The organism is Halorientalis brevis, assembly GCF_023077655.1.
Window position 1 is genome coordinate 73,931 of the sequence record NZ_JALLGV010000011.1, and the last position, 23,330, is coordinate 97,260.

Here is a 23,330-nt window from a genome sequence, read left to right on the forward strand (position 1 = left end):
GCCAGTGATCTGCTGTGAAGGCTCCACCCCAAGTTCTATCCTGTGGCACTCCCCTCCCACTATAGTGTTGGAGGCACCCACTCACATCGATATCGTACCTGCAGTCACACGTGCGGGTACCGGGTAGTCTCCACGCGAGTCACGCGTAGGAGGCGACACGCCCGACGACGTTGGCAAAGACGACGGTCTCCCGAACATCCGTGATTGAATTAGCCCGAATGTGCATATCTGCCGCTATTTTTCGATCCGGTACCCCCGATGGGCGACGCCAGGGCCGTCACGTCGGTGGCTCGGTTGTTGGCAGATGAAACGAGATGACATTTCCTCGCGGCTCGTTCGCTTCAAACGAAAGCTCTCCACCGAGCGATTCCATCGCCCACTCCATCACCCAGAGGCCGATCCCACTCCCGTGGTAGGTGCTCGTCGTGTCGAGGGTCGGATCGAGTGCGTCAATTTCCATTTGCGGGATTGGTGGCCCATTATCCGCTACTTGGACGGCTACGCCTGCAGTATCCGGCTGAGCAGACACAGAGACAGTCACTGTCGGGCTGTCGGCGTCATTATGTTCGATTGCGTTTTCGATGGCGTGTTCCAGCGCGTACTGAACCTCCATATCAGTGGTGACCCACACCTCGCAGTCGCAGTCAGCGGAGAGTTCAACAGTCGGATATCGGTCGCAAAACTCCGACACCACTGAATCAACGAGGACACAGAGACCCTTGGGTTCTCGATCGAGGGAATCACCATCGACGACCGTTTCGATCTGCTGAATCGTCTCGTTGAGTGAGCCGACATCGTCCGCGACGTCGACGATCAACGCTGCCTTTCGTTCGAGAGTTTCTGCTTCGAGAGCGGCACTGAGATGTTCGGCGTGTCCCATCACGACGTTCATCTGGTTGCGAAGGTTATGCCGGATGACGCGGTTGACTAGCCGGAGCTGTCGTTCTCGCGTTTTGTATCTCGTGATATCACGCAATTCAGCGAACACGTGGTCGGAGTCGGTAAGAACACCTTGCGTCAGTCGTACCTGGACCCATCGTATTTCTCCGTTTGCTCGTTGAATTTGCCATTCAAACCGCTGGGGAGCATCCGCAGCAGCTCTGATGCGTTGGAGCGCTTCGTCCTGAGAATAGTGAGCTGCGTCAGCACTGAAATCGTCCACCGTCATCTGCCGAAATTCATCGCGCGTGTAGCCGATGAGTTCCACTGCTCGGTCATTTACATCTAGAATCCGGCCTGATTGTAGATGATGCATCAGCAACCCAGCATCGATATTGTCAAGAAGTGTGGGTATCTGGGCCCCACTAAAAGAGTCCATGCCTCACATTGCCACATGTGATATTTAAATAATTTGTGTGTGATTTAGCAGTAAAACCGTTTCTGATGGGGGTAAAGCAGACCATGTCACTGCTTAGGCAGGGGTAGAATGTGGCATCAAACCTACAGGGGTTCCGTTGGACCCAGTCAGAGGCGATGCGGGAAGTGTAGTGACTGAGCATCCCAGTTGATTTTGATTGCATGTCCCAAAACCCCATTCAGGCGTAATTTTCATACAAGTATCGTCTGGAGCCCTGAGTGCGCCGCGATGGCGCGTTCCCACTAGCGGAAGTCGGTTCATCACTTGGCACTGCCCGACTGCTGCCACCGCTTCCACCCCCCAGCCGAGACGTCCACACGCCGAGTTTCGAGTGAAAACACCGGTCTCAGTTCGTCTATGAGCAGGTCGCACCACTTCGGACCAGACATACCCCAAAGAGCCGCATAGATCAGCGGGAGATCGCGCGTCACGTTCTATGAACCGTACGCGCAGCCCTGCCGCGTTCTGATTTATTCTCTTACTCGAGATACGCTTCACGGAGGATGTCACTTCAGACCGGTAACAGCAACAGGTGATCGGAAGGCAGGCGGATGCCCCACTACCATAGTAAGCCCCTTTCACAAGCTTATAATATTGATGTTAGTTATAGGAGACTTATGACGTATGAAAACCTAGATCGGAAGTTGGTGAATGCGCTCCTCGGCGACGGGCGGGCAAGTCTCCGCAGCCTTGCTGCTGATCTTGACGTGTCTGTGACTACCATCTCGAATCACCTCACTGAACTCGAAGACACTGGCGTTATTCAGGGCTATTCGCCACAGGTCGACTACGAACAGCTTGGGTATGATGTGACGGCAATCTTGCAATTGAAAGTGGAGGGCTCAGCACTCGTGGACGTCACCCAGACGCTTTGCAACCACCAGCAGATGACGAGCGTCTATGAGGTGACTGGCGACCATGATATCATTGCTATCGGGAAGTTCACAGATACAGATGACATGAACGCGACGATTAAAGACCTGCTCAGTGACCCCGAGATCAACGAATCAAACACGAGTGTCGTTCTTGACGCCCCAAACGAACATGATCAGTTCCCGCTTGATATCGAATGAAACCAGCGGACAAGGGGGCAACGCCATTTGCAATTTCCCCTGTGAACGTCGATTCGACGTCCAGGAGAATCCATTCCGACAGTGACGATATCACTGTACCTCTGCCGTCGGCTGATCAGACCGATGAGGTCCACCGCTAGTAGTCTCCTCCGTGACCATTTTTCCCGGAAACCGGCGCGGGCATGTGTCTTTGCTAATGAGACGAAGGGAATACTTTTCGGGCGACTTCGAATGTCTCTCCATCCACAGTGACAGTCACGACGACTTCGTCACCGTCAGGTGCGAGATAGACGTTGAGATAGGAGACTGGGTCCGGCGTCGTAGTCGAGGCTTCACTGTCAGATTCGACGGCTTTGACCGTCACCTTGTCCGCATCGAATTTCTTAGCGAAAGTAACGCGAACTGTCCCTTTGTCCTCGTCGTGGGAAAACTCGAATGCGTTATCTGGTATCGCGTCGGCCGCAGCTTCAGACGGGCTTTTCTGGGGAGTCTCTGTGGTCTCCGGAGTGGGTTCCGTGCGTTCGAAATACTCGATGTCGAGATCATCGTCCGTGTATGAGGTCGTTGCAGACAACCGCGTTCCGTCGATTGCCATCTCGGTTTCGGTACCTGAGATGCCGAGTTTCGTCTGCAGTTGACGTTCTGTCAGACTGGCTATGCCATCATCTTGGAGCGCCAGTTCTGCAGTTATCCTGCGACCTTCGGGGGAAAAAGTTACAGATGAAAGGACATCGTCCTTTTGTGAGACGATCTCGGTCGCCGGCTCCGCGTCCATACGTTCCCAGTAGAAATCTTGGAGGTGGACCGGCCCCAGCCAGCCGACGACCATGTCTCCAGATCTGATCGTATCGAACAACCACTTCACCGTGTCGTTCTCCTCAACAGCACGATCGTGGGTACCTTGCCACGTCTCGATGACAGTCTGAACCTTTCGTTGAGAATCAGACACCAGGACAGCTGACTCGCTCACTGCAACGGCCCCGGTGACATCTAGTGTTGGTTGGTAAATTGTATAGTTGCCACCCTCGCTCACGACATCGTATTTCATTTCACCGAGGAAATCCTCGCGGCCAGCACGGAGGGACTCGTCGGCTTTGGAAACGTCGATAGTTCCCGTTCCAACGACGGTGTCATTCACTCGGAACAGTTCCGTGACTCCCTCTGTTGGCTGCGTCGGATCGACTAGATAGCTGAGGCCGGACGCAGTCAGTGAGAGACCTGACACCCCAATGAGCTGTCCACCCGTTTGGAGCGGTAACCTGAGCAATGGCTCGTCGATCTGATTGAGTGCAGAGAAGTCCGGAGCAACTCCAGTGGCGCTTGAGCTGTCCTTCGATGGGAGAAATAAGGGCAGTAGTGGATCAATCTGTGATGATTTCTGGGAAATCGTAAGATCGAGATATGCGGTCAGTATGCTACCATCCGTTGCCGGAATCCAGTCAGCATAGGTCAAGCTGTCTGTTGTACCCCAGCAGCCTGCAAGGGCTGTGGCCACTGTTGTGGTGCCGAGCGTGAGGAATCGACGACGGTTGCATGGAGGCATGGTGGAGGGAGTCGGGTGGGCTTACCCGTGAACTGCAATGCTCAGTAAGTATATTATATTGGTATATTCTTAAAAAGCATCGTCCTGGGTTGCAAAACCCCACGAAACCCCGTTCACAGGTGGTACGGGGTGGACGCCACGGGGCTTGACCCCGTGGAGGAAGCGGACACTCGGAAAACCAAACTACACATACAGCCAAAGTGAACTCCCCTGCCTACTCTCCGCCATCGGCAATTCCTTGAGGGAAAGGCTGAGCACCTGAATTGACATCCTCCTCCGCGTAAACGCGGAGGAATCCCGAGCGGTGGGAGTTTCAGGTGTGCAGTCCAGTCACCGGACTACCACATCTTTCGGGCACGGGTAGTCCCACAACGTCGATGTGGTGGACTGCTGGCAGTGCCAAGCCGCCGGTACCCCTATCCTCGGCCGTCTACGGCGTCCCAGTGTTGTTTGTGCCACGGGGGCGCCAGCAGGCGTCAGCAGAGTCGGGGGTATCGTCGTTCGTGTGTTGAGCAGTTGGCACAGACACACTCTTCTGGAATGTGCGTTCACTGACTGCCATTTCGGATATTGTCTCATTACGCGGGTGGACAGGCCACCTCCGAAGGACGGGACGGAATCCGATCCGTGCCACCCGATTCCTACGCTCTAATACGGCGGCCTGTCACTTAAACGGCACCATGGGAAACTCGGGGTGGGCATTTGAGCGGTGGTCTCTTCCACGGAGTGACGGCGCGTATCCACGCCGTGAACGGCGTGGTATTGCACCTGTTCCGCACATAAGCTAACCCAGGATCCAGCGTGGGACTCCTAACTGGAACTACACGGAGTCAAACAAGTCAGAGGCGTAGGAGAACTACCACTACTCGCTTCCCATGGGACAGGGGGTACTCAAGACGGGAAGATGTCAAAAGGTACCACGGAAGCGAGCGTTGACAGCGTCGGAAAGGTCAAAGATCTGGACGTCGCCAAGCGAACGCACCAACGCTGCCCTACCGGGTCTGGCTCGGAGCAGCGATGCCCCGTATGCCTCACAGCGCCGGCAGACGTGGTACTTGACCGTCGTATCGTATGCACGCCGGGAGCGTGACGCGACGGCATCACCGCGGCCACAGGCGCGACACGCAGCCCCATCGTGACATCCTCCGCGTCGTCAACGGAGAGGGATCGAAGATCCCTCAAGCAGCCGGGCGAAGCCCGGCGACGGCGCGGCTTCCCATCATGGGAATGCCAGCGAAGCAGTTACTCGAAGCTGGCAGTGGGTTCCGACCCGGTGGACTGGTAGGCCGAGAGACTCATCTGCTGTGGTAAGCTCGTCTCGTGGTGGGTCCTGGCGCTGTCACAGGCGCTCCCATCCCGAAGGATGTCATCGCCCGCCGGTTTCAGCGGCAGGCTCTCACCCCACGGGTCATGGCGGTCAGCGATGTTGACCGCCGCGTTGATGTCTGCGTGGTACTCCGTGACCCAACACTCGTCGTTCGTACACCGAAACTCGTCGCCGTTCCGATACCCGACGTGGCCGCACTCGTGGCAGATCTGACTCGTGTAGGCTGGTTCGACGTATTCGACCAGGATACCAGCCTCTCGTGCCTTGTCCTCGATACGCTGTTGGAGCCGAGCGAACGCCCAGGCGTGTAACCGGCGGTTCATCCATACTCCGTAATCGAGGTCTTCACGGATGTCTGCGAGGTCTTCCAGCACAACGACTGGCTTCTCGAAGCGTTGAGCGTACTCGACAGCCTGCCGAGACGCTTTCTCGATGATGTCAGTGAGTGCGTTCAGGTAGTGGTCGAATCGGTCGTCAATCCGCCACTGGGCTGCATCGCGCTCCTGGAGGCGCTTGAGTGTCGTGAACATCTCTTTGCGGAGGTGGCGAGCGCGGCCACCGTTGATAAGCAATGGGTCGGTCGGAGCGCCCTGCTCGCAGGCACAGCCCGCGAGCAGGTGTGCTTCGCCAATGTCGAAGCCGACTGGTGTTACTTCTTTGTCAGTAGCTTCATAGTCCGATTCCGCCACCTCGGAGTCGACTGTGACGTGCAATTCCCAGGTCGTTCCATGACGCTGGAGGCGAAACTGTCCCACGTCGGCAGTTTCGTCGAGTAGATCGTGCCACAGCTCTTGTTGTGCAGGGTTGATCCGCACAGGAAGCCAGAGGTGGTAGTCTTCGTGATGTGGAATTTTGACGTACCACTCGATAGTGTTCTTTGGGTTGTGATCCAGGCTGAAGCCCCGCTCGGTGAATCGGGCGGGGTGGTCGTCGTCGAGTTCGTCGGCGTCATCGACCAGTCCAGGGACGTAGTTTTTGAGCGCGTCTTTGGCGTAGCTGCTAAGATTGTAGGACGTTACGATATCGTTAACCGCATTTTGCGTTTCACAGCCGGCGTTGAACGACTCGTGTAGTGCCTTCCGGTAGGCCGATAGCGTCTCCTGAAGCTTGTGCTCTTTGTGGGCTGTCGGGGGCGCAAGCGTAGCCTGGAGTGTTTTAGTCGCTGTTGCCATCGGCTGCGAGTCCTTTCTCGATCAGTTCGCGGTAGGCGCGGAGGTGGCGAATGCTGTTCTCCTGCGAATACGCTTTGACGCGCTGGTAAAGGTCACTTCCGCGTTCGATAGTATACATCTTTCTCCACAGTAATAGTTATGTTTTGTTAAAGTGAAAAATATGTTTTTGGTATTTAAGAATAGCTAAAAGTGCAGTTGATTCCCAGCCAGACGCGCTTCCTCCCCGCCCTGTTCGTTCCTCGGTTCCGACAGGTGTCGGAATACTCCTCACTCACGGAAAGGCGGGGTTTCCGCGCTGAATTAAGATGATCAAATCCTCCACTCGACTGGGGAGGAACAAACTGCCCTGTCGTGATCACCGATCCAGCATCGCCTGAATCGCCCGTTGGCCAGCGCGGACAGTGGGAATACAGACGTCCGCCGCGTCGGCGACCGTCGCCTGGGTCACGGACAGGCCCTGCTCGTCGGCCGCAACCTTCAGACAGGCCGCCGCCACCCCACATGGATCTTTGCCACAGGCGACGCCCTGGTCGTCGGCCTCGGCGGCGATCTGGCTCGCCTGGCGCTCGACCGTCATCGGCAGCCCAACCGCCGACGCGAGACTCGGAACGAACTCCTCTGCCCGTCGTGGTGGGACCGGAAGATCAAGTTCCTGATTCAACACGTTATAGCAGTTTGCGACCTGTCCACGCTGTCTCTGGGCGACTGCAACGACCTCATCAAGTGACCGGGAGAGGCCGGTAAGCCGACACACCGCGTACACGGAGGCCGCTGCGACCCCTTCGATGGACCGCCCGACCAGGAGATTCTCGCGCTGTGCTGTCCGAAAGAGCTGACTGGCCTGCTCGCGAGCACTGCGAGCGAGGCCCAGTGCCGAGACAATCCGCGCGATCTCGCCGAGTCCACTTCTGAGGTTCCGGTCGGCCTTCGACGCGGCCTGCGCTCGTGCGTGTTCGCGCCGCAGCCGAGCGAGCTGTCGTCGCTTCCGGGCGGACAGTGAGTTGTCCGTTGCATTGTGCCCGCGCCCGATCGTCGTCGAGAGCCCGCGGTCGTGCCGAGCCTGCGTAAGCGGTGCCCCAATTCGAGCCCGGTCATCACCGTCCTCGAACGACCGCCACTCCGGCCCGTAGTCGATCTGCTGCTCGTCGACGACTAACCCACATTCTTGACACCGTGTTTCGCTACCATCGGTAACGAGCGAGCCCCGACACTCGGGACAATCGTACTCTCCCTGCAGATCAGTTGTCTTCGAGACGCTTCGGTGCCGCTGCGATGGGCTGTGACTCATGGATGCCTCAGCCACCTGGGGGCACAAACTATCACAATCGAAATGTTTAACCAACACATGAAGCCTGGAAGATCCTCTGTTGGTTAATGAAAATCCCACGTCCAGACATGCGTTCTGACGTTACGATACCATGTACACGTCTATCTGAAGTAACTTGAAAATGAAATCAGCATTCACTCTTCCGTAATATGGTACTCTACCAAAGACCTATATTTCTGAGCGATGTAGAGGAAATCATGACTGACGCACCTCCTCCAGAGCCATTCGATGACGTCAATGAACAGGTCGGGACGGAGTGGGAGGCTCAGACGACACCATACGAGCGAGTCCGAACGGTAATCAGTCGAACGTACACCCCAGTCTCAGCCGAGACTGTGGCAGACACCGCTCGGACATCCCCCAAAACTGCTCGAAAGCATCTCGAAACACTCCGTGACGAAGGGTTCGTGACGACGTCGACGGGTGACACCGGCGGGACACACTATCGGCGGTCGTCGGAGTCACTCGTCGTCGAGCAGGCTGCCGACATCCTGTCGGAAGTCCCGCCCGATGAACTGCGCGAGCGCATTACAGAACTGCGCAAGGACGTTCGATCCTATCAAGAGCAGTTCGGCGTCGAGTCACCAGACGAACTCTCAGTCGCCCGCACGAATGAGGTACTGTCCGAGACAGGCGATCACGCGGCGGTCGACGAGGAGGCCCTACAAGACTGGAAAACGACGCGTCGCAATCTCGCGTTCGCGAACGCTGCCCTCTCGATCGCAAATGCGCAGAAATTCGTCACTGACGACTCTCAGTCGCCCCCAGAAGCGTCACCATCGTAATTTATGGGTGGAACACAGGCATCTGAGTCGCATTCACTCCGAGGTGCAATCGACAGACCGGCACTGATCGCGATTCGTGATCTGATTACCGATGAAGAACCGCTTGCCTCAGCACACCTCGATGACGTGCTGAGTCCATCAGTTCTCGAAGTGGAACTTGCCGATGGCTTGGTGGATGCAGAGTCAGCTCGGCTCGACGTGCAGTGGACCACACAAAATGACTACAAGTACCACTACACCGACTCGCTCGACGTGAACGTCCGATGGGGCCGGCATCCACACGATGACGATTTCATCCATGTTCCCGGTCTTGAGCACTATCATCCACCGCCGGACGCATCATCCGACCCAAACGACGTCGAAGAATCGTGCATCAAGCAGTCGCCAGAAATACTCGTTACCAGAGCCGTCCTCAAACTGTGGCGGACAGCCTATCAAAGTCACTCTCTGACCCCACTCAATGCGAGCAGTAACCCACCATGAACACCTTAACGTGTCTGTTTCTGCCAGCGTCCGCTGGTTGACTCGCTCGCCACAGCGAGGGAATACACGTCTTTCGAGACCATATTTAGCCGCCGATAACATTTTTATTTACTAAGATAGAACTATGGGAATAAATCGGGGAAGAGAGCGTATTTCTCGAATTGCCATGGTCCATCACCGCCACCTCGTACGTCGTCTCGTCGCGTACCTCAGTCTGATTCCCCTGTCGAGCCACTTCGGGGCAGTCCTCCTGGCCGGGCTCGCTCTCTGTGTTGGAACATACGTACTCGTTCACCTTGGATTGTTAGTCCTCGTACTGATTGCCGGCATTGGCATGCTGCTCGGACAGCAAGCAATCGGCATCGGCCTTGGGAGCGTTGTCCTCCTGCTTGGCGGGCCACTCGCACTCCTCTACGCCACCGAGCGTAGCTTTCGTAAGATCGCTGCCTACCACTTCCAGACACGTGTCTGGACAACACAGCCGGTCACCTTCCTCGCAGGGATGGGCCTCGGGAGTCTGCTGTATCTCCCCTGGGTCTCGCTGCCAGCGGTGTCCTATGGTGCACCCATCGAGACCATCTACACGATAGTCGCGCCGATCGACGCCACGCCGGACACGATGGCCCCGGCGTTGATCCTGCCAGTTCTCGCTCTACCGGCACTCGTCGCCCTGGCGCTCCCCCTTGAAGCCAAACTTGTGCCTTCGTATTTCGACCCACGATATGATGCCCAGCACCGCTCCATTCGGGAGCGAGTCGGGTACGTCGGCCAGATGCTCCCAACAGCATCTAATTCCAACGAGAGCGAACAGTCTGACCGTTCGAGCCACTCGCGAAGCAGTACATCGAGCGAGCCGCAGTCACAACCCGCTCATACGAGCGAATCCCGCGACAGCCACCAGACGCAGACCACCGGCAAAACCGACTCACACACTGGCACCCAGCCCCAGCAGGAGGAGCAGTCGCCAGACACTGGCACGGACTACGAGTTCGACTGGCAATTCGGCTCGTCGGTCACCTACGCCGATGTCGGCGGCTTCACACACGAGAAGAAAGAGCTGTCACGCAAGGTTCTCCGACCGCTCGTCGGCAACGCCGAGCAGTACGAGAAGCTTGACCTCACGCCGTCGAACGTCCTCCTCTATGGGCCACCGGGCACCGGCAAGTCCCACCTCGCGAAGGCCATGATGGGCCAGACCGACCTGCCATCGCTCTCGATCTCGGGAGGGAATCTCCTCTCAAAGTGGATTAATCAATCTGCTGAGCAAGTCGCCCAACTGTTTACGGAAGCCCACCATCTCTCCCGCGAGCATGGCGGTGCCATCGTCTTCATCGACGAGATCGACTCGGTACTTCCCACCCGTGGGGCGAGTCTCAGCCAACACCGCGAGGACGACAAGGTCGTCAACGAGTTCCTCCGCTATCTGGAACTCTCCACCGCAGAGATGTACGACGACCCGTCGATCCCCTCGACAACCGACGTGGTCGTCATCGGGGCAACCAACAACGTCACGGAGCTTGACGATGCTGCAACCCGGAGTGGTCGGATCGACCTCAAGTTGGAGATTGGAATGCCCGACCAAACCCAGCGCCGGGCTGTCCTCGTAGCACAGCTCTCCCAGCGACAGCACAGCGTGCAGGAAGCGACACTCGATCGGGTTGCGGCCGCGACCGACGGGTACTCGGCCGCCGATATCGGCGCGACCGTCGACGAAGCTGCGTACAATGCCGCAGCCAACGGCCGTGATACGATCACAGAGACTGACCTGCGCACCGCGTTGACGAGCGATACCTGACACCCAGCAGTCGCCGTCTGCTGCATTAGTTAATTTCTTGTCTGTTACTGCCCGAAATAATAGGCAAAGACAGCATGGCGAAGAAAGATACCCGGATCGCGATTTATGCCACGGCGGAACAGAAAGAGCGCCTCCAGCAGCGGGCAGACGATGCGGAGATGACGCTCTCAGCCTACTGCCAGGATATTCTCAGTCAGCATCTCCAGGGGGAGTTGTTCGCCGACAAAAACGAGGAACTCGCGGTCGAACAACGGCTCGAAGAACTGGTCGGACTCGCTCGCGACGAGATCGAAGACGCGGCCGAGGATATCAGACAGACCCAACAGAAAACGGCCCTGCACACCATCGCGCTCTGGGAGCTACTGAAAACCGACGCTGGCGCTGCCCAGCGCAAAGAAGCAATGACTGACGCCGCACGCCGGCTCCGTGAAGACCTCGTCAAAGCTGGGATCGACCCTGATGCGCTCGGTGAGCCAGCGACGCAGCAGGCAAAGGCCACGCAGACGGACGACACCAGCACAGCAACCCAGTCCGACTCGGCTGCAGAGACTGCCAAGCCAGCGGACGACACTTGGAAGACCGACGACGACACCGAGACGCAGGCTGATGACTCTGTGTCAGCTGACTCACCGGCAGCGGACGCCGACGACGAGGCCGGCGACGAGCCGTGGTGGAAGCCAACCGACGACGAGGAAGAAGAAGAGAGCGACGACGACGATGACGTCTACATCGACCGTGACTGGGACATTTGAGCACCATACCCTGTACCTGCATATCCATGATGGCGAAAACCGATTTTCAGCGCGGGGGCGCACAGGATCTCGTCGAGTACATGAGTCGGGACAACGACGAGAAGGTCGCACTCAAAGATCACACCGGTCGGGAACTCGAACCCGAGCAGATCACCGCCTTCGTCGAACGCAGTGAGGAACACGGGATGGAACGGCATCTCATTCTCTCGCCAGATCCCGACGCCGCATACAACGAGCAAGAACTTGACCGGGGGACTCGCAGAACGATGAGCGCCTTCCGCTCGGATGACCGTCTCGCGACGGAGTACGTCTACGCGATCCATGCCGACCACGAAAATCCGCACGCACACGTCGCCATGACCGGGCCGGAACAGGATCTCGGGATGGATAAACACGACATCACCTACCTCCGGGAAATCGCTCGCGAGCAATTCCAAGAACCGACGATGCTGCAAGCGCGCGCCCCTGAGAAGGCTGCCGGGCGTGAGACCCTTGCAGAGTCCGAACAGGAACGCGAACAGCGAGCCCTCCAGATCGCTCTCGACCCCGAACAACAGAGCCAGCGCGAACAGACCCCCCAGCGAGACCACACAGGCACGACGTCCTCGACCGACCGGGAACAGCATCCCGACCGGGACCGTGGCCATGACCGGAGCCGTGGTGGTCGGTAACACACATGAGCACCGACAAGTCCGCAGAGTCCCAAGAAGACCTCCTCCATCGAAAAATCACGCCGGTCCTGGTGGTTCTTTGCTGGCTGTTCGTGCCGGCGCAGTTCATCAACCGGGAACTCCCCTGGCGCCAGCGGTACTGGCGCTGGCGGTGGGTGTATGCTGCCTACCTGGTGATCGGGGTGATGGTGTTCGCACCGGCAGTGCTGGCCGGGGCGTATTGGACGCTCGCGCTAATTCCGTTTGCACACCTCGCCGCGCCGGCGATGACTGGTGTGGCGGTCGTGCTGGGTGCGATCCCGGGGCTCTCGTTTCCGATCGTGTCCGATCTCGGTGGGTCCGGGATCTATCTCGGTGTCACAGTCTTGATCCTCTGTAGTGAATATCTCCGTCGCGGTGCGCCGGAACTGCTCGGCGTCCGCGGCGTCTACAGCTGTGGCGACGACGAGTTTCTGGTCCCGTTTGCGAACACCGAAGACAAAGATCCGAACGCAGAACTTCCACCGCGGTTCGAGCAAGACGTCTCGACGGCGCTGATCGGCGAGACTGGCAGCGGGAAGACCTCAGCAATGGAACTGCTCGCGTATCAACTCCCCTACGATCGGGGCACGGCCGTTATCGCCCATGACTACGCCGATGACTTCCAGCAGTTCTACGACGAACTGGGCTTTGAGGTCCTCCGGATCGGCGTCGAGGACAGTGACGTCCACTGGAACCTGTTCGAGGACATCGAGAACGAACGGGAGTTCACGGAGATTGCCAGCGCGTTGTTCGGCGAGCCGTCGGGGCACAACCCATTCCACGGTCCTGCACAGCACGTCTTCGAAGCTTCGTTACGCTACCTCTATCGTGAGGCCCAGGAACACGACGACATCGAGACGCCCGGCCACGACGATATCGTCTCGTTTCTGCAGCAGGACCCCGAAGACATCTATCACGTCCTGCGCCGACGGCCGGAACTCCATTCGAAAGCGACGCATCTCGACCCCGAGAGCGGGAAGACAGCCCCGAACGTCTATCAGACGCTCCAGGAACACGTCGACCCGGTATTTGTCGGCGACTTCGCCGAGAACGGGGACTTCTCACTCCGCGAGTACATCGCAAATCCGGACGGTCGGGCACTGATCATCGACTCTAACCCCACGGAGATGGAGACACTCGGACCGATGTTCCAGCTCCTGCTCGACTGGGGCATCCGGTATGCGCTCGACAGCGACAATCGAGCAGTGTGGCTGCTGGACGAGATCGATCAGCTTCCCGAACTGACACAGTTACCGAACCTCACCGCCAGGGGCCGTGCCGAGCGGACCCAGGCGATTATCGGCGTCCAGACCATCGGCCAGCTCGAAGAGACGTACAGCAAGCCCTCCGGCGTCCTCGGGAACTGTCCCCAGGGGATCTACTTCTCACCTGGTGATAGCGATACCGCCGAGTTCATCCAGGACGAGGTCGGCGAAGTACGCGAGTCGGTCGTCCGAGAATCCTACACCCGGTCGGGCAAAGAACACGAGGGCCGACGCGCCTCGAAACGACGAGCCTACGAAGAGAAGGATCGCACCCCGTTCACTTCCGGGACGCTCAAAGAGTTCGACACGGGCGACTGCATCGTCAAATCCCGCACGAAGTGGTGGCAGGGGAAGATTGAGCACCTCGATACCGTCCGGGAGCGCCTGGACAACGCTATCGGTCATCGGCATCGACTCGACGAGGACCTCAACGACGCTGACGAGACTGACGCAGATGCCGACAGTGAGGGCATGGAGATTCGCACGCGCGAAGATGTCCTTCCCGATGAGGTCTTCGACGATGATGACGAAGGAATGGCCGCCTCGGATGCGTGGTAGGAGGAGGACTATAGTAGTCCTGCAGGTCCCCCGTCGAACACCTCACCTGACTCCTGTGCGTGTCGATGTTGCCTCGCGATGTCTTCGGTTTGGATCGGGGATTGCTTGTCGGACTGGTCCTCGGGCGGAGTGTCGTCAGTACTCATGATTGGTTGCCTCACCCGCCTCGGGGGAGACAAACAGGCAGTTCAGTACCTGTACTCGCAGAAGATGTGGATCTAGCGTAGCTTACGCTGTTACTGCCTAATTTCCAAGCGTCATGGTTCCTCGTTTGCGTATTGATAGGTCAGACGAACGTCCTCGAGGAGTTCTTCGACGATTTCCCAGAGGATCAGAGAAGGAGTCTCGTGTTCGAACGTGATGCCCCACCGGTCCTCGGTATCGGCGACTGCGTACTGGAAATGCGCCCGTCCCAGATCGGGATGATCCTCGTCCTGATGCCAGCCAGCGTGAAAGCCCGTGTTCGGGTCAGTGTAGTTGATTCGGAACCAATCGTGTGGCTGCTGCCGATACCACTTGACGGTCAGTTCCGGTGAATCAGGGCCTGTAGGAGGGTCAAGGCGGGCCGGATCGAAAACTGCTCGCAGCTGCTTCGCCTCGATATCGTCAGGAACGTACTCTACTGCCGTAATCTGTGGCACACGATCAAGGACGTCCCGCTTCAGCTGGGCGTAGAGATTCGCGTTCGGGTCACCACCGGGATGCGGGACCGACATCTGTTATCCACTGGCCTCAACGGGTTCGTTCGTCGGGGCGAGGAAGTCCCATTCACGGATTGCGAAGCCAACAATCTGGAGACGCCGTTGAAGGTGCTCCCACTCGTGGGCAATCTCACGGCGACGGTCTTCCTCGTCTGCGTCAAGAGACTCGTCAGCGAGCGTCCCGCGAAGCTGGTTCGGTGACTCAACGTCGAATTCGTCCTCCCAGTCGCGGATCTGCGTCTTCATATCGGCGAGACGATCCGTGAGCTCCTCGACAGTGTGCCCGCTGTCTCGAAGACGCATCGCCTCCTGCATCGCCTGGCGTCGGTAATCAGGGTAATACGTCGTGTGGGTGCCAGTTTCGTCGCGATGGAGGATTCCATCGTCGACGAGACGTTCGAGGACGCGTTTGGTTGGTTCGTGTGACCAGCCCGCTTCAGAGGCGATCCAGTTTGCCGTCTGCGGCTCCGATAGCTGCCGGGCGACCATCCGCACGCGGTCTTCCCCCGTCGTCTGGCGTTCCATCAGGCCCTCTGAGTTCGATTCGTCTTCGGTCATACAACACAGTTCGCGCTGTATCTTAATATAAGTTGAGGCGATTGGCTTTATATCGAAATGTCGTATTTCCTTGTCCTGCAGGACCGCCGTCGAACACCTCGCCTGGCTCCTGCGCGTGTCGATGCTGCTCCGCGATCTCTCCACTTGGGGTCGGAGATTGTTTGTCGGCCTGTTCTCCAGTTGTTGCATCGTCGGTACTCATGATCGGTTGCCTCACCCGCCTCGGTGAAGACAAACAGACAGCATAGGACCAGTACTAACAACAGAGACGTCTCTGCGATATCTTCCGCTGGTATTGCAAAATTACGCTGGGTTCGTTCGGAACCGGACAATCTGAACATCCGTCACATCGTCATAATCGTCGTCGGCACCGACGAGAAGTGTCCCGTCGACGTGGGCCGCGGTCGCAAGTGCAAATGCATCGCCGAGCGCCGGAGAGTAGCGAAACTTGAAATCAGCAGCCATGGGCCACGTTTGTTCGGTATCGACGCGCCGGATGCCGCTCTCTTCGAGGATATCGACGACAGCATCCGCACGTTCCTCTCCATCAATGGCACGGACGATATAATGGATTTCAGCGAGATTGATCGCAGAGATGTACCCCTCGGCCGCCCCTTCGACGGCTTCAAGGTACGCTTCGACGGTGTTACTCCCTGGTTCGTTACAGAAGTACGCAACAAGTGGTTCGGTGTCAAAGATGACCGTCTCAGGAAGGGCGTCCCCATCTGTCATGCATCATCCTCATCATCACTGCCGTAGCGCTGGCGCAACTTTTCTTCGCTGGCTTTGTCCTGTTTGCGTTCGTCCCGAAGCCGCTCGACTGCCGAGCGATCCTGCTCGTCGGTCTTGCCTTCCAAGACCCCACGCAGGTCTGTAACGGACTGAATGGGACGGACGACGATCTCGCCCTCCTCTGTCTGGACGAACTTCACCCGTCCCGGTGTGTCGATACCTAGGTGCTCTCGGAACTCCTTGGGGATCGTCGCCTGGCCCCGTGACGAGACAGACACCACTTTTTCAGACTCTGATTTACTCATACTTTCTTAGTGTATTACTTCGAGTCAGTAATACAAAAGGGTGTTGCGGACTGTCTATGAAGCAACCTCTGGAGTCAGAGCTGTCCCGCAGTTCCCCCATCGAACACCTTGCCTGACTCCTGTGCGTGTCGGTGTTGCTCCGCGATGGCTTCGATCTGGGTCGGAGATTGCTTGTCAGCCTGTTTTCTAGTCATTGTGTCGTCAGTACTCACAATCGAGTCCTCCCCCGACCTAGGAACGAACAAACCAGCGCACAAGCGCAGACGTCACCAGACAGTCCTCGTCAAAGTCAGAAGAATCTACTGCTGGACGAGACTATCGACCTCTTCGAGCGCCTCCGTCGCAACGTCGCCTAGCTCACCAGCCTCAATGTGCGAATAGCGCTCACGAACCATCTCCTCCGAGTTGTCGAGATAACGGGCTGCAACGGTATACCCGAACGCGCGGACGAGCACCTCACCCATTCCTCGTCGCCCGCCATGGGGAGCAAGATAGTCGTGCTTCTGGTGGTTGATATCGATCTCCGCTGCATCAGAGAGTCGCTGGAGGATCGACCGTGCACCGTCCGTTGTGACCGACGGCGGTCGGAAGTCCGCGTCGAGCGCCAACAAGAGGTCGCGAGCGTATTCCTCACGTCGCTCGTCGATTGTATCCGGACGTGTTCCTCGATCCGCCAGTCCATCCTGCACCAGTGTCGCAAGCGTGCGCTGGTCGAACGTCGGGAACACCGGCCAGCGCTCAGTCGGCGGATCCATGAGTCTCCGGTAACTCCGGAGTGGCGAAATCACCGGATCAGGCAGGCTGGCTGCGTCCCACTGCTGTTTCTTCCGGTAAACGTCCATACTGCCGTCCTCGAGCGATATCTCTTCCCAGCGGACGCCACGCCGGCGCGGGTCGTTCGGGTCCCGGAGCAGTTCGCCAACGCGGACAGCCGTATACGCGAGTACGAACACAAGCGCCCGGTCACGCGCGGCTTTCAGGGCCTTGTACCGTGCTCGCTGCCGGTCCTGAGCGTCTGTATCCGCTGGGAGCGTCGTGAACGCCTCGATAGCGGTGCGGGCCTCCTCGTTGACGTGACGAGTGAGCGTATGGCGCTGTTCGGACGTCCAAGCCTGCTGGTCGCCGGGTTTCCGACCGTCGTCCTCGGGGAGCGGCGCCGTCGCGCTCGCTCGCTGGGCGTAGTGTGCTTCGAGGTACCCCTCGTTGACGCACCACCCGCACCACGCAGAGATATAGCGATAATAGGTTTGTACAGTGTTCTGCTTGAGCCCACGATCACCGGCGAGGTGGCGGGCGTACTCGCGAAACACGCGCTCGTCAAGGTCCGCAAACACGGGTTCCCGGTCGACGTCGTCGGGAGTAATACCTGTCCAGTCGTCGCGACCGCGGTCGCCAGTAGCCCACTCAGCAAATCGTTCGAGCTCGCGCGCCGCATTGCGTCGGTAATTCCCGCCGTCGCCTCCACGGCCTTTCCCCTTGTCCTGGAGGTAGCGCTCAAAGCTGTCGTCGAGGGCGCTTTCGGGACGGGAAACAGCACGATCGTCGCTCATCGGCCTTCACCTCGGGGCCGCGTAATCGAAACTCGTTGGCCGTGATCGTCTCGAGATACGCGACACTGACGTACCGGAATTCGATTCGGTCGCTGAAGCCGTGTTGAGGGAGGAGTGTCTCGGCCGCCCGTCCCGCTGGTTTGTCGGTCGTCAAGAGAACAACGTGGTCTGCCTGCCCAGTATCGAGCACCTGTGCAGCAAGCCCCACGAGTGCCGTGTCCGCTTTTTCGGTGATGTCCTCGTCGCGATCCGTCTCGTTGGCGATGAACCGTCGTGCCTCGTCCATCACTGTCGAGACGAGCGGATTGGTGTAATCCAGTTCGTCGGCGACGACGATCCATCCTTCCTCGAATCCATCGGGATAGGGAATGTTTCCCGAAGGGTATGCGTCTGCCGCTGGATCGCCCCCGAGTTCTTCGTAGACGCGCTGGGGGACACGTAACGAGATATCTGCCTGTCGAATTGCTCGACGGAGTCGTTGAAACTTGTCTCTGTCCGGGCCACCACAGCGGACGAAGACGCCGGTATCGGCGATATAGACCGTCGTCATGCAGTAGCGCCGGAATATTCAGTAGCGACCGGTTCGAGAGCTTGGAGAATGATCTCGGCTTCAAGCGGTGAGAGGGCAAGTTCCCGGGCGGCAATCCGATGGTTGACGGTGCCATCGACGTACTCGTACGCGTATTCGAGGGCGTCAGCAAGGCCGTCAAGCCCATGGCGCTCAATGTAGACGTCGATGTCCTCGTCCTCGTCGCGGCGGGCAACGGCGGCGATAAGTGCCGGCGTGATCGTCTGGGTTTCGCCGTCCGTCGAGAGCGTAAGTGCAATGGACTCAGCATCGTATTTGTACGGGCGTTGATCACGGGCTTTCTCCACTAAGTCGGCTGTTTCGAGGTTCTGCACATAGTCATAGGCGGTCCCCTGTGGGATGTCGAGCGTGTCGACGAGCTCGGACACGGTGACTGGGCCGTGTTGTAAGATGTGGGCGTATAGCCGAGCGAGTGCCGGGTTGTCCAGGAGGTCGGCGACCGTCTGAAGCTGCTGAATGGGTGGTCGACCTGACCGGGGAGGGGAGTGGGCCATCTTGGTTATGAATTATAGATAATTCGTGATTAAGCTTTCGTCGATCGAGCGGAACTTGCAATCGATCCAATATCTGCATAGAGTCAGTCGCATCCAGCGGCTCTACCCTGGGGGAAGCACCGTTCTGAGCCGGGTACAGCATTCGTGCGTACCAGACGGCAGCGGGGCACTTCAAAGTGGTCATGATTATTGGGGTAATCACGACCACTTGTATCCAACGTCGATTCGTCCAGATTATGGTATCTCAAAAGTTCTACTCACAGAATCCCGCACATACACAAATTCATAAATCAATTACCGCTATACAGAATTCCAGGCAGTCTGCTTTCACATCAACATTGGCTCACAACAGGCCAGATAGTGCTATTATGCTCGGACAGACTCACTCCCAGTCATACCCATACCGGTCGGTTCGGAGCGTTGCAGCCACCATCTCTGGGTTCTCAATTGCAGTCTCCAGGGCAGCCTCCAAGACGTCTGTTTTGGGAACGCTCTCACCAAGATCGTCCTCGACCGCGTCGGTAAGCTCGGGGATGCGGTCTTCGTTGTAATCGCGAAGGAACACCGGCCGTTGACTGCGGCCATCCTTGACCGCATCCCGCTTGTAGATGTACGGGAGCGTTCGACTTCCCGTTGATTCGGACGCTGTGTCTGTCGGATTCACATCGGACCGAGTATCGGCCTGCTCAACGTCTGTGTTTGCAGACTGGCCACCGGTATCGGCCTTCACTGAATTGGTAGCGCTAGATTCTGAAGTTGACTCGGCCGTATCGTCAGCGAATGGGTCATCACCAAGGCCCTCTTTCATCCCCATTATGCACGCACCTCCGATTCGAGCGCGCCAGGCTCGGGCGGCTCCGGAGCATCAATTCCCGCTTCTGATTCGAGATAGCGGGCCAATCGGTCGAATTTCGCAAGCGTGTCGATCTCGTAGTCCCGCTCTCTGTCGCGATGGTCTCGGACGTAGGTGAACGCTGAACACTGCTCTTCCCAGCAGCCATCCATCAATGATGACCGCTCTCGGATGACCTCTGGCGTCGGGTAGTCGAGATCCTCCAGAACCCGTGTCTGACTCGCCGTATCTTTGAACCCGTTCGGCACGGCTGCGAGGACACCGATCTCTGCATTGAGGTTTTCCTCTAGACCACTGACAACCGACGACAGCCCCTGAACTGACGTCCGGCCCTTTGGTGACGGACGGATCGGGATGACCAGCGTCCGCGTCGCGTCGATCGCATTGTAGAGGTGCGGCCCTTCAGTGGCTGGCGGGTCACAAATGAGGATATCGTAGTCTTCGTTGACCTTGGCGTCTCTGAGCACCCGTCGGAGCTGCGAGTGCATTCCGAAGGCCTCACCCATATCTTCGGCTTGTTGTTTCTCCCGGCGGAGATACTGCCCCAGGTTCGCGAGCATGTTGTGTTCGGGGATGATATCGACGCCATGTTCGGCCTCGACGATGAGGTCTTCAAACGCACCTTTTGGCCTGTTGACGATATGCCGGACGAGGTTGTCCGCACCGTCTGCGGCACGATTATCGTCGACCCCGAACAGATGGCTGAGATCAGCATCCTGCGGGTCGAGCGGCACCACAAGGACATCCAGACCTGCTCGTGCGTGCGCGACAGCGAGGTTTGCAGCGGTCGTGGTTTTTGCCACGCCACCTGCTTCGGAATACGTTGTGTAGGCCAGCATATACGACATGTTCGCGTACTCAACTATAAAGCTAAGTCAGACGGTATAGCTAAGTAACTCAGCCAATCAGCTCAGCTAAGTAGTTTAGCTAAAGAGGGTAGCGGAATAGTATAGCTGAGTTGCATAGCTAATTGGGTGAGCAGATCCGCTAAGATAATCAGACCAACTCTATAACTGAGCTACACCGATTAGCTGAATGAGCCAGTTAGTAAAGGTAGTCGAGTCGTCCAAGTGACCGAACCAGCCACTCCAGTTCGCTGGGTCTTCTCGCTGGACAAACGGTATCTAATAACGATGATTCGAGTGAAACTAGATCTATCGAAGATTGACATTCAAGAGAGATACCGGACGATCGATTCTCTTCTGAGAAGAAACCAGATTACGTGATCGAAAGACCTCTTGATCCAATACAACAACCAAAGCTCCGAAAGATGAGGGTCGAGCTCACGAGAGACAGGTGACGAAACCAGACTGGTCAGCGAAGAGTTAGTTCGAGATGCCACCCCCTCCCCCCGTCATCGATGTGTAAAACCATGATGAGGGAAGGGGGTGAGATCGACATTAGGGTCTGAATCCACGAATAGCGTCGTAGAGAGTGTCACACTCGTTTTAACGACTGATGCTATATTCTCATAAGCAATCACTATTGTCTGACGAAGTTTTATGTAGTAAGCGTATAAATCAAATCCGCACTAGCGTAAGTGCGAGTGTTAGGAGAAAAATGTCTTCGACTAACCGAATAGTAACGTTGTCTATCATAGGATCTGAAAATGGTCTCTCAATGGCTGTGTTCAGCCTCTCTACTGACGAATAACTCTCTCTTGTTTCTCTCCTCAAATAGAGCACCACCCTACATCTCCAGGATTTACACTTCGATGACGGGGGGTGGGTGCAACGAAGAGACCTTCTTTCTGCTTTCTAGTCTACAGAGACTCTCTGGACACACCATATCGAATCGCTAGCTACCGCTTCTGAGTGCTTTCTCATTCTCGCCTATCTCACCTCCCTGATTTACACTTCGATGACGGGGGGAGGGGACGGTAGTATGCACATAACTGAACTTGCTATTACTGTTCGTGGAAGTCTTTGAGCTGCGCGTTGACGATTGAGCGAAGTAGTTCTTCCTGCTCGGCGATCCCCTCAAGACGGGTGTCGTCAACGATCCGCTTCATCATTGCCTCGGGATCGCCCGTGAAGGTAAATTCCATGTACATCCCGCCGCCCCGACCTCGGCTTTTCCGGGAGGTAGAAATCAAGCCATAGGTGGAGAGCTCTTTGACGTATTTGACGTACGTCTCGCGAGTCATCTGATCAGCATCGAGTTCATCTGTTACCCACTGGTAAACTTTGAACCCAACTGGACTCGGCACAGAACTCCCTGTCCGACCCGAGTGACTCGCGACAGCCGCGGTCGCGTACAGTGAGATCTTCTTTTGGGTGGTCAGTCCCTCCACGAGTTTGAGCGAGCGATCCTTGTCGATTTCTTCCTGGGATTCTCGAACGTGGTCCTCAGTGACTCTCCCATCACCACGCTCATCCGCTAGATCGCCAGCACCACGGAACAGATCGATTGCCTTCCGTGCGTCGCCGTGGCTTTGCGCTGCGAACGCCGCCACGAGCGGAATCACGTCATCTTCGAGCGCGTCTTGACGAAAGGCATCGCGACGATTATCGAGGATTTCACGCAGCTGATTCGCATCGTAGTCCGGAAAATAGACGTCGCGAGGGTTGAACGAACTCTCGGCCCGACCGTCGATGTCCTCCATGAACTTCGGATCATTCGTCAATGCGGCGACCGAGACACGGCCTTCGATCTCGTCCGTGTTACTTGCCCGCGACAACTGATAGAGTAGCTTCGAGTAGGCGGGCTCGTCGTTGCTGCGGCGCCCAACAAGCAGATCGATTTCGTCGAGGATGAAAATGACCGAGTCGTAGTGGTCGTTGATGAGTTCGTACAACCGTCTGTACTTCTGCTTCGTCGAGACTCCCGTTTCAGGGACGCCGACCTCAGCACCCACATCTTTCGCGACGGTCTGGACGAGTTCGTAGACTGCTTGATCGAGCGTATTGATCGGCTGGCAGTTGATATCGACGACGCCGAAGCGTTCGCCCTTCGACTGACAGAGTTCGATGATCTGCTGTGTGACTGCGCCGATGATGAGTGACTTTCCCGTTCCAGCAGGACCGTACAGCAGCATATTCGGGGGCCGGTTCCCCTGGAGTGTTGGCTTCAGAAACGAGACGACTGATTCAAGCTGATCATCACGGCCGACGATTCGTTCCTCATCGATTATCGTGTCTGGCTCGACGAGATCACGATTGACGAACACCGATGTCTCCCCCTCGTCGTCGAGCATGTCCCGAATTGACCGTTGGCCACTGTCTTCAGGAGAGGGTTCATCCGCTCTGGATAGCTCCTCACCAGCAGCCTCTGCAGCCGAAACTTCCCGCTGTTCTTCATCACAAGCCGACTGCCCCCCGCCATCGAGTGTTGATTGATCCCCGTCAGTCGGATTCTTATCGGCCATACGATTGCTGTTCACCGAAGCACTAAAAAGATACACCTCCATCGATGTTTAT

At 57.3% G+C, this 23,330-nt stretch carries 22 protein-coding genes; 7 read left to right on the top strand and 15 right to left on the bottom strand.

Annotated elements, in window-relative coordinates:
- Positions 1-277: 277 nt before the first annotated feature.
- The gene (locus tag MU553_RS21935) at positions 278-1,318 is read right to left on the bottom strand and encodes an ATP-binding protein (protein ID WP_247381648.1); all 1,041 of its coding nucleotides are present in this window, start codon (positions 1,316-1,318) and stop codon (positions 278-280) included.
- 656 nt (positions 1,319-1,974) lie between these two features.
- Here MU553_RS21935 and lrp point away from each other — a divergent pair.
- Positions 1,975-2,430: an HTH-type transcriptional regulator Lrp gene (lrp, locus tag MU553_RS21940; protein WP_247381649.1), complete on the top strand. Its 456-nt coding sequence runs from the start codon at positions 1,975-1,977 to the stop codon at positions 2,428-2,430.
- Between the two features lie 193 nt (positions 2,431-2,623).
- Here the strand turns inward: lrp and MU553_RS21945 are convergent, their stop codons facing one another.
- The 4 genes from MU553_RS21945 to MU553_RS21955 all read right to left on the bottom strand — a co-directional run bounded on the left by MU553_RS21945 (position 2,624) and on the right by MU553_RS21955 (position 7,760).
- Entirely contained in the window at positions 2,624-3,973 is a 1,350-nt protein-coding gene (locus MU553_RS21945; protein WP_247381650.1) for a hypothetical protein, read from the bottom strand.
- Between the two features lie 1,242 nt (positions 3,974-5,215).
- Positions 5,216-6,472, bottom strand: coding sequence for an RNA-guided endonuclease InsQ/TnpB family protein (locus MU553_RS21950; RefSeq protein WP_247381651.1), 1,257 nt, complete (start codon positions 6,470-6,472; stop codon positions 5,216-5,218).
- Positions 6,456-6,590, bottom strand: a complete 135-nt coding sequence (locus MU553_RS23700) for a hypothetical protein (protein WP_282594424.1) — start codon at positions 6,588-6,590, stop codon at positions 6,456-6,458. Before MU553_RS23700 ends, MU553_RS21950 begins: the two co-directional genes overlap by 17 nt.
- A 237-nt stretch (positions 6,591-6,827) precedes the next feature.
- The gene (locus tag MU553_RS21955; RefSeq protein ID WP_247381652.1) at positions 6,828-7,760 is read right to left on the bottom strand and encodes a transcription initiation factor IIB; all 933 of its coding nucleotides are present in this window, start codon (positions 7,758-7,760) and stop codon (positions 6,828-6,830) included.
- A gap of 236 nt (positions 7,761-7,996) precedes the next feature.
- On the opposite strand from MU553_RS21955, the gene MU553_RS21960 reads away from it, so the two are divergent.
- From MU553_RS21960 to MU553_RS21985, 6 genes are all read left to right on the top strand, one after another.
- The gene (locus MU553_RS21960; protein ID WP_247381722.1) at positions 7,997-8,584 is read left to right on the top strand and encodes a DUF7342 family protein; all 588 of its coding nucleotides are present in this window, start codon (positions 7,997-7,999) and stop codon (positions 8,582-8,584) included.
- Between the two features lie 3 nt (positions 8,585-8,587).
- Positions 8,588-9,067 (top strand): toxin-antitoxin system TumE family protein, encoded by a 480-nt coding sequence (locus MU553_RS21965; RefSeq protein WP_247381653.1) that lies wholly within the window; start codon positions 8,588-8,590, stop codon positions 9,065-9,067.
- Positions 9,068-9,401: 334 nt separating this feature from the next.
- Positions 9,402-10,862: an ATP-binding protein gene (locus MU553_RS21970; protein ID WP_247381655.1), complete on the top strand. Its 1,461-nt coding sequence runs from the start codon at positions 9,402-9,404 to the stop codon at positions 10,860-10,862.
- A gap of 74 nt (positions 10,863-10,936) precedes the next feature.
- Positions 10,937-11,614, top strand: a complete 678-nt coding sequence (locus tag MU553_RS21975; RefSeq protein ID WP_247381657.1) for a hypothetical protein — start codon at positions 10,937-10,939, stop codon at positions 11,612-11,614.
- A 26-nt stretch (positions 11,615-11,640) separates the two neighbouring features.
- Positions 11,641-12,285 carry a relaxase/mobilization nuclease domain-containing protein gene (locus tag MU553_RS21980; RefSeq protein ID WP_247381659.1) on the top strand — a complete coding sequence of 215 codons (645 nt, stop codon included), beginning with the start codon at positions 11,641-11,643 and terminating at the stop codon, positions 12,283-12,285.
- Between the two features lie 5 nt (positions 12,286-12,290).
- Entirely contained in the window at positions 12,291-14,129 is a 1,839-nt protein-coding gene (locus MU553_RS21985) for a type IV secretory system conjugative DNA transfer family protein (protein WP_247381661.1), read from the top strand.
- A gap of 257 nt (positions 14,130-14,386) precedes the next feature.
- On the opposite strand, the gene MU553_RS21990 is transcribed toward MU553_RS21985, so the two are convergent.
- From MU553_RS21990 to MU553_RS22035, 10 genes are all read right to left on the bottom strand, one after another.
- Positions 14,387-14,845: a hypothetical protein gene (locus MU553_RS21990; RefSeq protein ID WP_247381663.1), complete on the bottom strand. Its 459-nt coding sequence runs from the start codon at positions 14,843-14,845 to the stop codon at positions 14,387-14,389.
- A 3-nt stretch (positions 14,846-14,848) separates the two neighbouring features.
- Complete coding sequence (locus MU553_RS21995; RefSeq protein ID WP_345893429.1) at positions 14,849-15,388, bottom strand: DUF7342 family protein; 540 nt, start codon at positions 15,386-15,388, stop codon at positions 14,849-14,851.
- Positions 15,389-15,691: 303 nt separating this feature from the next.
- Complete coding sequence (locus MU553_RS22000) at positions 15,692-16,120, bottom strand: PIN domain-containing protein (protein ID WP_247381666.1); 429 nt, start codon at positions 16,118-16,120, stop codon at positions 15,692-15,694.
- Entirely contained in the window at positions 16,117-16,425 is a 309-nt protein-coding gene (locus tag MU553_RS22005) for an AbrB/MazE/SpoVT family DNA-binding domain-containing protein (RefSeq protein ID WP_282594425.1), read from the bottom strand. Before MU553_RS22005 ends, MU553_RS22000 begins: the two co-directional genes overlap by 4 nt.
- Positions 16,426-16,724: 299 nt before the next feature.
- Complete coding sequence (locus MU553_RS22010; protein WP_247381670.1) at positions 16,725-17,975, bottom strand: tyrosine-type recombinase/integrase; 1,251 nt, start codon at positions 17,973-17,975, stop codon at positions 16,725-16,727.
- Positions 17,920-18,525 carry a PIN domain-containing protein gene (locus MU553_RS22015; RefSeq protein ID WP_247381672.1) on the bottom strand — a complete coding sequence of 202 codons (606 nt, stop codon included), beginning with the start codon at positions 18,523-18,525 and terminating at the stop codon, positions 17,920-17,922. The genes MU553_RS22010 and MU553_RS22015 overlap by 56 nt, the downstream gene beginning before the upstream one ends.
- Positions 18,522-19,058: a MarR family transcriptional regulator gene (locus MU553_RS22020; RefSeq protein ID WP_247381675.1), complete on the bottom strand. Its 537-nt coding sequence runs from the start codon at positions 19,056-19,058 to the stop codon at positions 18,522-18,524. Before MU553_RS22020 ends, MU553_RS22015 begins: the two co-directional genes overlap by 4 nt.
- Positions 19,059-19,440: 382 nt before the next feature.
- Positions 19,441-19,872 carry a DUF7970 domain-containing protein gene (locus tag MU553_RS22025; RefSeq protein ID WP_247381677.1) on the bottom strand — a complete coding sequence of 144 codons (432 nt, stop codon included), beginning with the start codon at positions 19,870-19,872 and terminating at the stop codon, positions 19,441-19,443.
- Positions 19,872-20,750 carry a ParA family protein gene (locus MU553_RS22030; RefSeq protein ID WP_247381679.1) on the bottom strand — a complete coding sequence of 293 codons (879 nt, stop codon included), beginning with the start codon at positions 20,748-20,750 and terminating at the stop codon, positions 19,872-19,874. The genes MU553_RS22025 and MU553_RS22030 overlap by 1 nt, the downstream gene beginning before the upstream one ends.
- Before the next feature lie 1,067 nt (positions 20,751-21,817).
- The gene (locus tag MU553_RS22035; RefSeq protein WP_247381724.1) at positions 21,818-23,107 is read right to left on the bottom strand and encodes an orc1/cdc6 family replication initiation protein; all 1,290 of its coding nucleotides are present in this window, start codon (positions 23,105-23,107) and stop codon (positions 21,818-21,820) included.
- Positions 23,108-23,330: the final 223 nt, after the last annotated feature.